At 72.8% G+C, this 12,491-nt stretch carries 18 protein-coding genes; 4 read left to right on the top strand and 14 right to left on the bottom strand.

Annotated elements, in window-relative coordinates; translation table 11 throughout:
- Window positions 1–75: 75 nt before the first annotated feature.
- The 5 genes from ACFC09_RS15430 to ACFC09_RS15410 all read right to left on the bottom strand — a co-directional run bounded on the left by ACFC09_RS15430 (window position 76) and on the right by ACFC09_RS15410 (window position 4,759).
- Complete coding sequence (locus ACFC09_RS15430; RefSeq protein WP_376527787.1) at window positions 76–705, bottom strand: hypothetical protein; 630 nt, start codon at window positions 703–705, stop codon at window positions 76–78.
- Between the two features lie 73 nt (window positions 706–778).
- A complete protein-coding gene (locus tag ACFC09_RS15425; RefSeq protein ID WP_376527785.1) occupies window positions 779–1,333 on the bottom strand; it encodes a hypothetical protein in 555 nt (184 codons plus the stop codon).
- Window positions 1,334–1,401: 68 nt separating this feature from the next.
- Window positions 1,402–2,172: a hypothetical protein gene (locus ACFC09_RS15420; RefSeq protein WP_376527782.1), complete on the bottom strand. Its 771-nt coding sequence runs from the start codon at window positions 2,170–2,172 to the stop codon at window positions 1,402–1,404.
- A gap of 179 nt (window positions 2,173–2,351) precedes the next feature.
- Complete coding sequence (locus ACFC09_RS15415; protein ID WP_376527780.1) at window positions 2,352–3,467, bottom strand: hypothetical protein; 1,116 nt, start codon at window positions 3,465–3,467, stop codon at window positions 2,352–2,354.
- A 134-nt stretch (window positions 3,468–3,601) separates the two neighbouring features.
- Window positions 3,602–4,759 carry a hypothetical protein gene (locus ACFC09_RS15410; protein WP_376527778.1) on the bottom strand — a complete coding sequence of 386 codons (1,158 nt, stop codon included), beginning with the start codon at window positions 4,757–4,759 and terminating at the stop codon, window positions 3,602–3,604.
- 150 nt (window positions 4,760–4,909) lie between these two features.
- Here ACFC09_RS15410 and ACFC09_RS15405 point away from each other — a divergent pair, with 150 nt between their 5' ends.
- Window positions 4,910–5,419, top strand: coding sequence for a hypothetical protein (locus tag ACFC09_RS15405; protein WP_376527775.1), 510 nt, complete (start codon window positions 4,910–4,912; stop codon window positions 5,417–5,419).
- Between the two features lie 101 nt (window positions 5,420–5,520).
- On the opposite strand, the gene ACFC09_RS15400 is transcribed toward ACFC09_RS15405, so the two are convergent.
- From ACFC09_RS15400 to ACFC09_RS15360, 9 genes are all read right to left on the bottom strand, one after another.
- Window positions 5,521–5,772, bottom strand: a complete 252-nt coding sequence (locus ACFC09_RS15400; protein ID WP_376527773.1) for a hypothetical protein — start codon at window positions 5,770–5,772, stop codon at window positions 5,521–5,523.
- 121 nt (window positions 5,773–5,893) lie between these two features.
- Complete coding sequence (locus tag ACFC09_RS15395) at window positions 5,894–7,141, bottom strand: hypothetical protein (protein ID WP_376527771.1); 1,248 nt, start codon at window positions 7,139–7,141, stop codon at window positions 5,894–5,896.
- Window positions 7,138–7,551 (bottom strand): hypothetical protein, encoded by a 414-nt coding sequence (locus tag ACFC09_RS15390; protein WP_376527768.1) that lies wholly within the window; start codon window positions 7,549–7,551, stop codon window positions 7,138–7,140. Before ACFC09_RS15390 ends, ACFC09_RS15395 begins: the two co-directional genes overlap by 4 nt.
- Before the next feature lie 27 nt (window positions 7,552–7,578).
- Window positions 7,579–8,457 (bottom strand): hypothetical protein, encoded by an 879-nt coding sequence (locus tag ACFC09_RS15385; protein ID WP_376527765.1) that lies wholly within the window; start codon window positions 8,455–8,457, stop codon window positions 7,579–7,581.
- On the bottom strand, window positions 8,454–9,644 hold the full coding sequence (locus ACFC09_RS15380; protein ID WP_376527762.1) for a hypothetical protein: 1,191 nt from the start codon (window positions 9,642–9,644) through the stop codon (window positions 8,454–8,456). The genes ACFC09_RS15385 and ACFC09_RS15380 overlap by 4 nt, the downstream gene beginning before the upstream one ends.
- A gap of 85 nt (window positions 9,645–9,729) precedes the next feature.
- Window positions 9,730–9,906 (bottom strand): hypothetical protein, encoded by a 177-nt coding sequence (locus tag ACFC09_RS15375; RefSeq protein WP_376527760.1) that lies wholly within the window; start codon window positions 9,904–9,906, stop codon window positions 9,730–9,732.
- Window positions 9,906–10,058 (bottom strand): hypothetical protein, encoded by a 153-nt coding sequence (locus tag ACFC09_RS15370; protein WP_376527757.1) that lies wholly within the window; start codon window positions 10,056–10,058, stop codon window positions 9,906–9,908. The genes ACFC09_RS15375 and ACFC09_RS15370 overlap by 1 nt, the downstream gene beginning before the upstream one ends.
- Window positions 10,055–10,207, bottom strand: coding sequence for a hypothetical protein (locus tag ACFC09_RS15365; RefSeq protein WP_376527755.1), 153 nt, complete (start codon window positions 10,205–10,207; stop codon window positions 10,055–10,057). The genes ACFC09_RS15370 and ACFC09_RS15365 overlap by 4 nt, the downstream gene beginning before the upstream one ends.
- A gap of 6 nt (window positions 10,208–10,213) precedes the next feature.
- Entirely contained in the window at window positions 10,214–10,630 is a 417-nt protein-coding gene (locus ACFC09_RS15360) for a hypothetical protein (protein ID WP_376527752.1), read from the bottom strand.
- Between the two features lie 146 nt (window positions 10,631–10,776).
- On the opposite strand from ACFC09_RS15360, the gene ACFC09_RS15355 reads away from it, so the two are divergent.
- From ACFC09_RS15355 to ACFC09_RS15345, 3 genes are all read left to right on the top strand, one after another.
- Window positions 10,777–11,112 carry a hypothetical protein gene (locus tag ACFC09_RS15355; protein ID WP_376527750.1) on the top strand — a complete coding sequence of 112 codons (336 nt, stop codon included), beginning with the start codon at window positions 10,777–10,779 and terminating at the stop codon, window positions 11,110–11,112.
- Window positions 11,084–11,584: a hypothetical protein gene (locus ACFC09_RS15350; protein ID WP_376527748.1), complete on the top strand. Its 501-nt coding sequence runs from the start codon at window positions 11,084–11,086 to the stop codon at window positions 11,582–11,584. The genes ACFC09_RS15355 and ACFC09_RS15350 overlap by 29 nt, the downstream gene beginning before the upstream one ends.
- Before the next feature lie 319 nt (window positions 11,585–11,903).
- Window positions 11,904–12,389, top strand: a complete 486-nt coding sequence (locus ACFC09_RS15345) for a hypothetical protein (protein WP_376527746.1) — start codon at window positions 11,904–11,906, stop codon at window positions 12,387–12,389.
- Window positions 12,390–12,491 lie beyond the last annotated feature (102 nt).

Raw genomic sequence — 12,491 nt, 5'->3', positions numbered from 1 at the left:
GCACACGGCGGGGAGCTCCGGGGCGGAGCCGACGCCCGCTCAGTCGCGAGGGGGGGGACAGCGTGTCCCCGCAGGTCATGCGGCCAGGCGGCGGGCGGCGGAGCGCATGTGGCGTAGGCACGTCTGGCACGAGGGGAGGCGCCCGTCCGTCGTGGGCTCCAGGTACGCCAGGTTCGGGGCATTGCTCGGGGTGTGGCAGAGGGCCACGTCGGCGTCCCGGTGGAGTCGGCCGACGTGGAGGGGGTCCAGGAGGTACACGTGGTCCGCGCCCTGTGTGTAGAACTCCAGGTGCCGGGCGGAGGTGTAGTTGTGCCGGACCTCGACGCGGACGCCGGCGGCCTGGAGCGTGTCGACCAACTCCCGCCACTCGGCCTCCCGCCCGGCGGCCTCCTCTGCGGCGGCGCGCCCGGCGTCCGCCTCCTCCGCCTCCCGTGCCAGGCGCGCGGCGGTGGCTCGGGGTGGCGGGGGCGGCGTGGGCTCGACCTGGACCGCGATGTGGAGGAGGTAGAGCTCCGGCCAGGTGATGGCGTACGGGCCGCCGTAGGGGCGCCCCAGGATCTCTGCGGCCCACTCGGGGTTATGGACCCGGAACGCGGCCTGTACTCGGGCGTCCACGAAGGAGCCGGCCTCCCTGTCGGCGCGGGCGCGGAGCTCGTCCAGCTCCTCCGGGGTGAGGGCGGTCGCGCGGGGTTCGCTGCCGCTCATGGCGTCTCGTCTCGCAGGCGTGGCCGGGCGCCGTGAGTGGGGCGGCGCCCGGCCGGGGTGGGCGGGGTGTGGGTCAACGGGCGAGGGCGGAGCGGATGCCGAGGCGCCACCCGTCGCCGAGGTGGGTGGTCCATGCCTCGCGGACGGTGTCCGGGACCGGGACGCCGGCGTACGTGCGCGGGATCCGGCGGGTGGATGCCTTGGCCTGGTCGGGGTGCCACTCCGTCCACTCGTCGCCGGGGACGCGGTAGACGGCGGTCATGTGCGGGGCTTCTGCGGTGGTCTCCTCCGCCGCCTCCCGGCCGTCGCACGTCCAGAGGCGGCCGTCCGGGGCGCGGACCGCCCAGTCCAGGGGGCCATCCGGGAGCTGCGGGCCGACCGGGCGGTTCATCACCTTGGGGACTTCTTCCGTGTCCGCGCCCACGCCGTGCTCCACGCCTGGGCCGGCCACGCGCCACCCGTAGTAGCTGCCGAGGTAGGTGAGTTCCCACGTGGCGCCGCGGTGCTCGGCGGTGTGCGTGACGCGCGTGCCCTTCCTGAGGGGGCCGAGGGTGATTCCGGCGTCCTCCAGTGCCGACCGGAGGTCCTGGAGGGTGGATGCGGGGATGGTGCGGGGCAGCTGTCCCATGAGGTGGTCTCCGTTCGGGGGTGCGGGGGCCGGGCGCTGGTGGGGGCACCCGGCCGGGGCGGGGTGGGTCAGGCGGCGATGGTGAGGAGGGGGGCCTCCTCGTTGGCGGCGGCCTGGTCCGCCAGGAGCGCGGTGGCGTCGCACTTGAAGGTGGTCCGGGTGGCCTTCCGCGGGGGGACCTCGCCACGGGCGGTGTAGGCCAGGGCGACGGCCGCGCCGTCCAGCACCGACCGCCCGGTGGTGCGGGTGATCACGACCTGGCCGTAGGTGCCGTTCGGGAGCTGCCGGAGCCAGGTCTTCTCCGCCTCCGCCGACTTGGCGAGGTCCTTTGCCTGGCGGTCCAGCTCCGCGTGGCGAGCGGCGTGGGTCTCGATCTCCTCCACGGCGGGGATCTCGTCCGCGGTCAGGAGGCGGTCCGTCTCCGGGGCCGGGGTGAGGGCGGTCTCGCCGAGGGCGGCGGCGATCTTCTCGACGGAGCGAGTGGCGGCGAGGGCGGCGCGGCGGCCGATGCGCTCCACCCGGCGCTCCGCGGAGCGGGTGGCGCGGCGGGCGGCGGCGGCCTCGGCGCGGGCGGCCCGGGCGGTGTCGACCAGCTCCAGGAGGCGGGCCTCACGGGTGGCCAGGCGGCGGGCGGCGGTGGCGAGGCCCTTCCCGGCGCGCTCGGCGGCGCGGAGGGTCTTGCGGGCCTCGGCGCGGAGGGTGCGGGCCTTGAGGACGCGGGCGGCGGCGCGCTCGGCTACACCGGCGGCGCGGGCCTGCTCGCGGCGGGCGGCGGTGAGGACGTCCTCCGCCTCGACCAGGCGGGCCAGGTTGCGGGCGGCGGTGGCGGTGGTGCTCATGTCCTCATCCCTCCGTTTGCGGCCGGGCCCCTCGCCCTGCCTGCACCTCGATACTGACACAGTAACTTTGTAAACTCAACTTGCTTTGTGAGTTTGCTCGTCGTGTTGCCTAGCCGTGACAGAAAAGCCAGGGCGCCCCGGCCTCCACAAAGGAGGCGGGGCGCCCCTGTCGGTGCTGGTCAGACGGTGGGCCGGTAGGCGGTGACCACACGGCGGGTGCCGGGGACGGTGTCCCAACCGGCGTCCTGGAACTTCCGCCGGATGTCCCCGAGCTGCGCCATGAACGGGGTGCCGTCCGGCATGACGTACCGGCCGCGCTCCACCCAGTAGGCGGTCACGTGCCCGTTGGCGGCCGGCTCGACCACCAGGCCGGTCACGTCCGCGTCGTGGTCCTCCGCGCCCTCCTTCGCGGCCGGGTTGAAGTCCCGGGGGATCTCCGCGAAGTGGCAGGCGGCCAGGACCTTGAGGGCGGCCGTCACGTCCTCGTCCAGGACGTGACGCGGGGCGGTGCCGCGGGTGCGCGCGGCGCGGTCCCGGAGCCGGTCGACGGCCGCGCGAAGGTCGTCCAGGGACATGGCGGCGAAGGCTTCCAGGAGGGGCGAGGACTTCCCGGCGGTCAGACGGACGGCGTCCACGGCGGCCTCCTCCGCCTGCCAGCGGTACTCCGCGGGGACCTCGCCGCGGACCCGGCCGCCGGCCGTGACCCACCCGTACCGGGCGTCCGCGCCGTAGCCGATGCGATACGTCCAGGCCACCGGGTATGCCTCGCCGCGCGGCTGGACACGCTGGAAGGCGTGGGCGTTGCCGTCCTCGGCCAGGACGGTGAAGTGGGCGCCGATCTCCTCACGGAGGGCGGTCTCCTCTTGGTCCTCCACGGATGGGGCGTCCACGCCGGCCTCCCGCCGCGCGGTGATCTCGGCCAGGTCCCGGGCCGCGGAAGCGGCGCCGTCGGCGATGGCAGCCAGGATCTCCCGGTCCGTCTCCGCGACCTTGAGGAAGTCCATCGCCGCGGTGAGGTCCGCCAGGGCGGCGCGCCACTGCGGGGAGGTGGTGTCCGATGCCTGGCGGATGCGGGCGGCGGTGTGGTTCGAGGTGATCCGGGCGGCGATGACGTCCTGCGGGTTGGCGCGGCGGCAGTTGGCCGCGACCCACTCCGTACCGTCCTCCACCACGACGCGCGCGGGCTCACCCGGGAGCTGCGGCGCCATGCCGCGGACGGTGCGGGCCACGCCGTCCGCGCACACGACGCGGTCACCGGCCCGGAAGGCGGCGGGGGTGGTGGTCTCGTTGCTCATGCGGTCCTCCGTGGTCGAGGTGCGGACGGGGTGTCCGGGCACCCTCCGGGCCGTCCGCCGTAGCGGGCGGCCCGGGCGCGTCCGGGCGGGTCAGTAGGTGAAGACGCCTGGGTCCATGCGGCGGTGAGGAGACGTCAGGCGACGGGGGCCGCCCAGAACTTCCCGGCGGGGCCGTAGAGGGAGAGCTCCCGGCCGGTCTCGTCCTCGGCGTAGCGGAGGCCGCGGTCCGTCCATACGCGGGTGATGCGGAGCGGCCGGCCGGTGACCTGCTTCCGGTCTCCGGACGGGAACCAGTGGCCGTCCCGCTCCGTGCCGTAGAGGAAGAACGGGGCCTCCATGCCCTTGAGGGTGCGCCACTCCGGCTCACCAGGCGTGGGCGCGGCCTCCTCGGCCGGCGCCTCCGCAGCCCGGGCGGCCAGGGTCTCCAGGATCACCAGGACGGCGGGCCCGGTGAGCTCCGCGTCCCCGTCGAGGACCTTCGGGAGGAACACGCGGCGCCCCTGCCCCTTCCACTCAGCGGAGAGGTTGGCGGCCTCCTCCAGGACGTCTCCGGTGGCGACGCCGGCGACCTCGGCCACAGTCGAGGCCAGGGCGGGGAGGGTGGCCAGGATCGCGTCCACGGCCTCCTCCGCGTCGTCCGTGGAGGCCACCAGGTTGCGCCAGGTCTCCGCGAAGGGGGACCAGGCGACCCACCGGCCGCGCTCCGTGCCGTCTCCGCTGGCTTCCGCGTCGAAGAGGGCGCCCGCGTGGCCGTCACGCTCCACGGACCAGGCCCATGATGCGTAGCCGTCACTCTTGCGGATCGTGACGCCGGGGCGGACGACGTCACCGGGGGTAGGGGCGGAGGGCGCCGCGGCGCGGGCGGCCAATGCCTCCATGACGACCAGGGCGGCCGGGCCGGAGATCTCCGCCTCGTATGTGACGGCCGCGGTACGGAACACCGCGCGAGGGCCCTGCGCCGCCCACTCCTCCGCGAGCTCGGCGGCCTCGTCCACGATGTCCGCGGGGGTGTGGCCGGATGCCTCCGCGAGGGTGGAGACGCGGACGGGGAGGGTGGCCAGGATCGCGTCCACGGCCTCCTCCGCGTCACTCGTGAACGCGGCCATGCCGTGGGGGGTGCGGGCGAAGGGGGACCAGGCGGCCCACCGGCCGCGCTTCATGCCCTCCTCATCGAAGATCACGCCCATGTGGCCGTCCCGCTCGACGGTCCACTTCATGTGTCCGTCCTTGCGGATCTTGACGCCCGGTCGGATGACGTCGCCGGGGGTCTGCGCGGTGGTGACGGCGGTCATGGCTTCCTCCTGGTTGCCGGTGGGGCTCCGGTGACCCCCTGCACAACCATCTAAGCAATGCGACTTTACAATGTCAACCCACTAACTTCGGCGTAGTGCTCACCCGCTTAGCCTTGAAGCCATGCAAACTGGACTGACATAGTGCCTGCCATGACCTCCAGCAACCGCCGCAGCTTCACTCGCCTGACCAACCTCACCGCCACCTACGAGAAGGGCGAGAAGGACAAGGAGACGGCCCGGGTAGCCCTCCACGAGGCGATCATCAGGCACCTCCGCGCGCGGAACGCCCGGCCGGGGAAGATCGCGGAGCACACCCCCTATGACCGGGTCTGGATCGGGGAGCTCGGCCGGAATGCCACGCCCCCCGTCCCTCCTCTCAAGGGCCCGAATGCCGTGGGCCCGGCACCGAAGTACGACCCGGAGGTACAGGCCGCGGCCTTGGCCGAGCTGGACCAGCTCACCACGGCCTACAGGCAGGCTGAGGGCACCATCGAGAGGACGCGGCCCCTCATCCACACGGAGATCGTCAAGCACTACGAGGCCGGCGTAGGCCCGGAGGAGTTGTCCAAGCACACCCCGTATGACCGGAATTGGATCGGGGAGATTGCCCGGAGCTCCAGCTCCGCGCGGCAGCGGCAGAAGACGCCGGGGGCGGAGTAGCCGTACACGGCCGGCGGGCCGTTTCAAGGCCGGGGAGCCTCAACGCGTGAGGGCCGCACCTGGAGAGGGTGCGGCCCTTCGTCGTGCCCGGCGCCAGGGCGCTAGGTGACCTTGAAAACGAGGGAGACGAGGATGACGGCCAGGATGACGGCGCCCACGATCCGCTGCTCCCGGGAGAGTTCCGCCAGGCTCACGCGCTCCGGCTGGAGGACCACCTCGCCGTCCGGGATGAACCCGCCGTGCGCCTCCATCCGGTGGGCGTAGCGGAGCTCGTCCAGCTCCCTGCGGCTGTAGACCTCCGGGGAGGTCTCGCCGCACCTCTCACACCGGTACGCCCTCGGCCCGAGCCACACAGCGGTCCTCCTCCCGTCCACATCCGTTCGCCTCCTAGAGTGCCCGCTCCGCGGACCGGATGGCACCGTTCCGGCCGAGATCACAAACAGCTTCCTGTGTTCGAGTGCCCGGGGTCCGCGGTCAGTCGCGGGGGATGATCTGCCACGCGGACGGGCCGCGCTCGGGGTCCGGGAGGACGTCGAACGGGTACTCCCGCTCCTGGTCGTTGCCCTCTACAGCCAACCCCTTCCCGGGTTCCTCTCCAGTGTTGTTGGCGTTGTTGTTGGCGGCCTGACCTGCGACAACATCGGGCCCCGGGGCCTCCTCCTGGAGAGGGCGTAGCGGCGGGATGTCGCGGCGGTGGACGCCGGGCCCGTTCCCGCCCGCAGCGCGCACCCCCGGGCGGGAGGGGATGTTGGCCGCGTCCAGGGCCTCCCGGGCGGCCCGGGTGGAGGGGTAGCGGAGGCGGTCACGGAGGGCGGTGTGGAGCACCCCGGAGGACCCCCCGACGAGGGCGTGAAGTGCCCTCACGATGTCCTCCCGGGAGGGGGCCGGCAGGGCCTCCTGGCGGGGGGTCTCCTCCAGTTCCTCCGCGGCCTCCACGAAGGAGTGATCCGGGGCCTCGGCGGATGCCTCCGCCGGCGCCTCCGGGGAGGGCTCGGCGGCGAGGCGCGCGGGGGCGGCGGCGAGGCGCGCGGCGAAGGTCCTCGGCGACGCCTTCCCGGCCTCCTTCGCGGCGCCCTTCCCGCCCTTCCCGGATGCCTTCGTCTTCCTGTCCTCCTTCACCTTGCCCCCGGCCCGCCGCTGCGCGATCACGGCGAGGAGGAGCCAAACCAGGGGGAGGAGGGCCGGGGTCCACGGGTAGAGGACCACGGCCTGGCCCACGGCGTAGACGGCGACCAAGGGGCCGAGGATGAGCCGCCACAGCGGCGGGACTTTCGGCGCGATCTCACCGGAGAACCAGGCGCGGAGCACCAGGACCACCACGGCGGTCCCGGCCCGTAGGGCCTTCCACACCGCGCGGAGCAGGGGAGCCAGGCCGCGGCGGACGCGGGGCGCGGTGGAGCGCTTGACCTCCACCGCGAGGGAGCCGAGCTCCCGCACGGTCCCCCGGTCCGCGGTGAGGTACGGGCGGAGGTCGGGGAGGGAGAGGGCGCGCCGCGGAACGTCCTCCTCCCCCGGCTCCTCCTCGGCGGCCTGGCCTTCCGGCTCGTCCGTGGCCTCCACGGCCTGGTCCGGCTCGGCCTCCGCCGGCTCGGCTGGGGCGGGAACGACGTCCAGGAGCTCAATGACCGCGGGCCCCTCCCCCGGCGCCATCTCCACCGCGGCCGGGGCCGAGGTGGAGACGTCGTCAGGGGTGGGGACCGCGTGCAGATGGACCACGCTCATTCCGGGAGCTCCGTGGCGATGGTCTTGATACGGGTGGTGACCTGCTCCAGCGGGCCGCCGGCGTCCGAGCACACGAACACCAGGAAGATGCACAGCATGGCGATACCGCGCCGGCTGTTCTTCCGGAAGGCCAAAACGCTGACGAGGAGGAGGCCGAGGCCGGGGAGGGTGATCTCAGGGAGGGCCACGCCGATGATCCTGAGGAGGTCATTGAGCAGGGCCGTGATGATGTTGAACGGGAAGCCGTCCACGGCCTGGTAGGAGGCGCCGGCCAGGAGGGAGAGGGCGACGATCCATCCCCATGACAGCGGGCCGAGCTTCCCGCCCCCGTTGTCCTTCGTGCCGAACCAGAGGATGACGGTGAGGATGGCGGCGAAGCTGAAGACGCCGACGCCTGCGAGGAAACTCATGATGCATTCCGGGTGTGAGAGGGCGGGTTAGAACATCTGGGAGATGGGGGTGGGGTCACCGGACAGAGGGATGCCGACGACCAGGGAGGCGGTGGGGATGCGGCACGCCCACGCCACCGGGAAGATCCACGAGCGGGCCCGGTAGTCCAGGCAGAGGGCGCCGGCGGCCAGGCCGTAGCAGCTGAAGGAGTACGTGTCCGTGAGCGAGGGGTGTTCGGCCACCAGGAAGTCCACCCCGTCCGCAACCCACTGCGGCCAGCCGAGGTAGAACCCGACGCCGAGGGCGCTGCCGGAGTAGAGCATCCACACCACGTGATCCGGGGTGGAGCGGACGACCTCCACCAGGGATCGGCGTTCCTTCGCTGCCTCCATGGTGTGCGGGACGCCGGCGGCGGCGAAGCGGGGGCGGCGACGGGGCCGGGGAGCCCAGCGGAGGCGGGCCGCCGTCTTACGGACGGGGCCGCCCTCCTTCGGGCCGTCCCCCTCCGTGTCCCCGGTGTCCTCCGTGCCCCCCGCCTCCTCGTCGTCCTCGGCGGGGACACGCTTCGGCTCCAGCCACTCCCGCATCCGCGTGCGGTAGTCCGCGCGGGCCGGGCTGGAGGCCGGCGCCGCGGTGGCCGCCGGCTCCTCCTCCAGTTCGTCCGGCTCCTCGTCGTCCTCGGCGAGCTCCTGGGCGGCCGGCTCCTCCGCGGAGAGGTCCGGCCGGCGGTCGGTGCGCCACCAGTCCGGGAGGCGCGGAGAGCTCCGCCGGGGGGCCGGGGCGGAGGACTCCTCCTCCGCGGCCGGGGCGGCGGGCGCGGGTTGGTTCTCCTCCCCCGGCTCAGCCACCGGACGAGGCGCCATGCCGAGCGCCACGAGCAGGCGCTCCCGGGCCAGGATCTCGTCCTCGTCGGGCTGGACGCTCATGATGCCTTCCCTTCAATGCGGCTGCGGAGGCGCCTCACGTCCTTCCGCAAGTCCTTTTTGTCGCCGAACGTGGCCCGGACCTGGTCCGTGAGCTCGTCCAACGTGATGGCGGGGTCGGCCGTGATGGCAGCCGCGATGAATCCGGTTTTGGTGGTCTGGCCGTTCACCGCCTGGAGGTGCGGCCGGGACGTCGGCGCGGGCTCGACCGGCGGCTGCTCCGCGGCAGCCGGGGCGGGCGCGCCACCGGGCTGGTCCAGGGGAAGTCCGAGGCCCTTGAGGACCCGCTCCCGGGCGGTGTCCTCCGGGGCCGGGGACACCGGGGCGGACGCCGTCTCCGTGGGCGCGGGCGCCGGGGGGACCGGCGCGGCCTGCGGGGACACCGGGGACGCGGCAGGCGCCGCGGGGGCCGGTGCCGGGACCGCGGGCGCGGCCGGGGCGTGCGGGAGGGACACCGGGGAGACAGCGGGGACGGCCGGGAACACGGTGGTCTCCGGGGCGGTGCCGGTCTCGATCCGGGCCACCTGGACGTCCCCGGCGGTCTGGCCGTAGAGCAGCCGCTCATATGCCTCCATGGCCGCGAGCTGCCGCCGCTCCGCGCCCAGCGCGAGCTTCACCGCGATCCGCCGGCGGCGGGTCAGGAGGTGGTGCGCCATGCCCGGGTCCATCGGCACGGCGTAATAGCCGAGCACGTTGATCCACATGGCCTTTGCCAGGGCGGAGACCACCGCGCCGACAATGCCGGAGGTGACCTCATGCTCCACGGCTCCGTGGGCGATGATCGCGGCCATGGTGACGGCCAAGGCCGCGTACCCGAACCGGCGCGGGATCTTCGCGCGCTCGGGGTCCCGGCGGTCCAGCCACTCCCGGGCCTGGCAGGAGAGCCAGGTACTTTCGAAGATCACGGCCACGGAGTACGCGGCAACCTCCGACCCGGAGCGGGAGAGAAGTCCGCCGATGCTGTCCGTCGACCAGTAGGCGGACAGACCCGTCACGAGGAGCGCGCCGGTGATCAGTCCACGTACCAGGACCAGGTCCCAGTCCCGCGGGGGCGCGGGCACGCGGACGGTCCGCTCCACCTCGCGATAAGTCGTCTCCCCGTCCAGGGTCGTGGCCTCGGTGCCGTACACCTTCTGCTTCACGTAACGGACGCCGGGGATCGGCATGTTGGGCTGGTTGTCGGTGCTCACCGGTGTTGCCCTTCTATCTCTCGCTCTCGACGCCGCAGCAGGGCCGGACCCGCGGTACGGGTCCGGCTCCTGGTGCGGTCAGTGATCAGCCGAGCGGAGGCAGGCCGCGCTTGTGACGGCGCGCCCGCTTCTTACCGGCCGCCGCTTCCTTGGCGCGCTGCCGCGGCGCGCGCTCCTCGGCGCTCTGCCGCAACTGCGCGGCCTTCACGTGGTCGTTGCCGGGGGTGATCGAGACCAGGAAGTCCCGGAGACGGCTCGCCATCACGGCCCCCAGCACTCGCGGCGCAACGCGTCCGCACGGTCCATGCCCTCACGGGCGTCCTGGCCGCCGGCGTAGTCCTCCTGCGCCTGGCGGTGCAGCTCCGCCACCCGGTTCTCCTGATCCGTCGGCGGTGGCTCAATGGGGGCGCTCACAGGGAACCTCCCGTGGACCGGGCCGCGGAGTCGTCGCCGCGTGCGATGAGGTCCGGGTGCGCCTTGAACGCCTCCCGCGCGGACGCGGCGTCCTTGTAGTCCTGACGGCACTCACGGTGCAACTCCGCCACAGTGTCCTCACCAGTCATCGGCCGTCACTCCCCGTGGTGAGGCGCGGGCCGAGGACCGGACTGCGGGGCGGAGCGGCCGGGGCCGCCAACTGGGGGGCGGGGCACGGCCTGTACGGCGCGCTCGTTTTCCTCGCCGCTCCAGCCGTATGCGGAAGCCTCCTGGCGGAGGACGTCGGCGTACTGCCGGCGAGTCGAGCGGGACGCGGCCTCAGGCAAGGCGTTCATCACGGTCCCCAGCAACGTGGAGGCGCTGAGGAGCACGCTCCGGCCGGTGGCGTTGTAGACCTCAGCAGAGGCGCACACCGCGACGGCGTCCGTGGTCAGGACGGCGTCCGGACGGTGGGCGGTGAAGTGGTCCGCCATGGCGGCCAGGACCCGGCCCACCAGTTCTCGGTCCGCCGGACCGGCGCCGGACCCGTTCTGATCAGTACTCTGTGCCATGCGTCAGCTCCATCTGACGTGGCCCCCAACCAGCGTTTCTCAGGCCCTGGCTGGGGGCCGTTTTGTAGGCGCGACATCACGTCGCTTGCCCGACTGTATGGGACTCCCATACAGTCGGGCAAGCGGCCACGGCAGTTAGGAACCGGATGGCCGAGGAACGAACAGGTGGCCGGGAGGAGGCACAGCGCGTGTTTGACGCCCTGGAAGCTCTCAAGGCCATTGAGGACGAGGCGACCAGAGCCCGGGAAATCAGCACGTTTCTCCGGGCGTACGGTCCGAAGATCAAAGAACTCAGCGACCTGCGCCGGGACTACGTCCGAGGCCAGCGCGAGCGGAACGTGTCTTTCCGGGCAATCGCCGCGGAGCTCAAGATCCACCCCTCCACCGTTCAGGACATCGTGCGCGACTACTCGGGCTCAGGGATGACCCGACCGCGCAAGAAGGAGGCCAAGGATGCAGACGGCGGAGGCGCCGCCGAGTAGGCCAGCCGCGGTCTACCGGCTGTGGGCCAGGGACGGGGCGCTGCTCTACGTCGGGTCGTCATACCGGCCGGAGGCTCGCTACCAGGAGCGCCGGCGCAAGCCGTGGGGACCGCAGATCGCCCGGTGTGCGGAGGAGTGGCACCCCTCCCGTGCCGATGCCTTCCGCCTGGAGCTGGAGGCCATCGCCGGTGAGTACCCCCGATACAACGTCTACGGCACCGGCCGGGAGACGGATGCTCTACGGGCGCGGACCGCGGCGAGCCGGGCGCGGGGCGCCGTGCAGAGCGAGGCGTACCGCCTGGAGCGGGAGGTGATCGCGGAGGCGCAGGAGGCCGGGGCCGGCTGGCGGGAGGCATACCTCCTGGCCCAAGACGCGTTTACGGAGTATCTGGACCGGTCCGGCCTCTTCCCGGATTGGGTCGCGCGGCTTCGTAAGCGGCGGCCCGCCTCTGAGGCCCTGGCGGCCTCATGACGTGACGCGGCCCCTGGCGGAATGACCTCCCTGCCAGGGGCCGCGGCTTGAGTCACGAACGGCCCCCACCGGTGTCTAGGCCTGGTGGAGGACCGTTCGCTGTGGAGCGTCGGCCGGAGCGCGTCGGCCGCGCCGGGGGTGATGTGATGCACCGGTCCCGGTGAGCGGTGTTGAGACTAGCGGCCTGGATTGATCAGACGGAGGGGGCCTGGCTGCTCAGTTGTCTGCCCGAGACGTAGCCCATACGGGTGATTCTTCGCTTTATCCGCCGGCATCCCGGTGCCCTGGTCGCTACGGTCTGCGCCGCTGGAGTGAGCGGATGGAGAAGGGTGATATGCGAAGGATCGGGCTTTGTGTGGCTACGGCGGTGGCCGCTGTGGGTCTGGTGGGCGGGTGTTCCGGGGCTGAGGACGCCGACGGCGCGGGTGCGGGGAAGGGGAGTACTGCGGCGACCGCGCGTCAGGGCGGTGCGGCTGGCGAAGGCGCGGAGGACGCCGCGAAGCGGGATGTGAAGATCACGGACTCCGGCTATCAGGACCATGAGGTCTGGGGGCCGCACGCCTACGTGGTGAGGTACGTGATCACGAACGGCGGGAAGGGGGCTGCGGACTACTTTGCGCAGTTCGAATTCCTCGACCGGGAAGGGGATGTCCTCGGCTCCACGGGCGTTACCGCGGACAAACTGGGGGCCGGGAAGACGCACCGAGGTGATGCGGCGCCGCTGGAGGCCGAGATCACGAACGGCAGCATCAAGGACATCAAGTCCGTACGGGTGTCGGCTGTGGACCGGACGCCGGTGAAGTAGCTGTTCCTATACGCCGCGCGGCCCCCTCCCTGGTTCTTCCATTGCCGGGAGGGGGCCGCGATGCTGTGCCGCTCCGCGGGGAGCACACCGGCGGTAGCGTGG

Origin of the sequence: Streptomyces sp. NPDC056161, assembly GCF_042268025.1 — a bacterium.
Lineage (GTDB): Bacteria > Actinomycetota > Actinomycetes > Streptomycetales > Streptomycetaceae > Streptomyces.
This window is presented reverse-complemented; position numbering and strand designations above follow the sequence as displayed.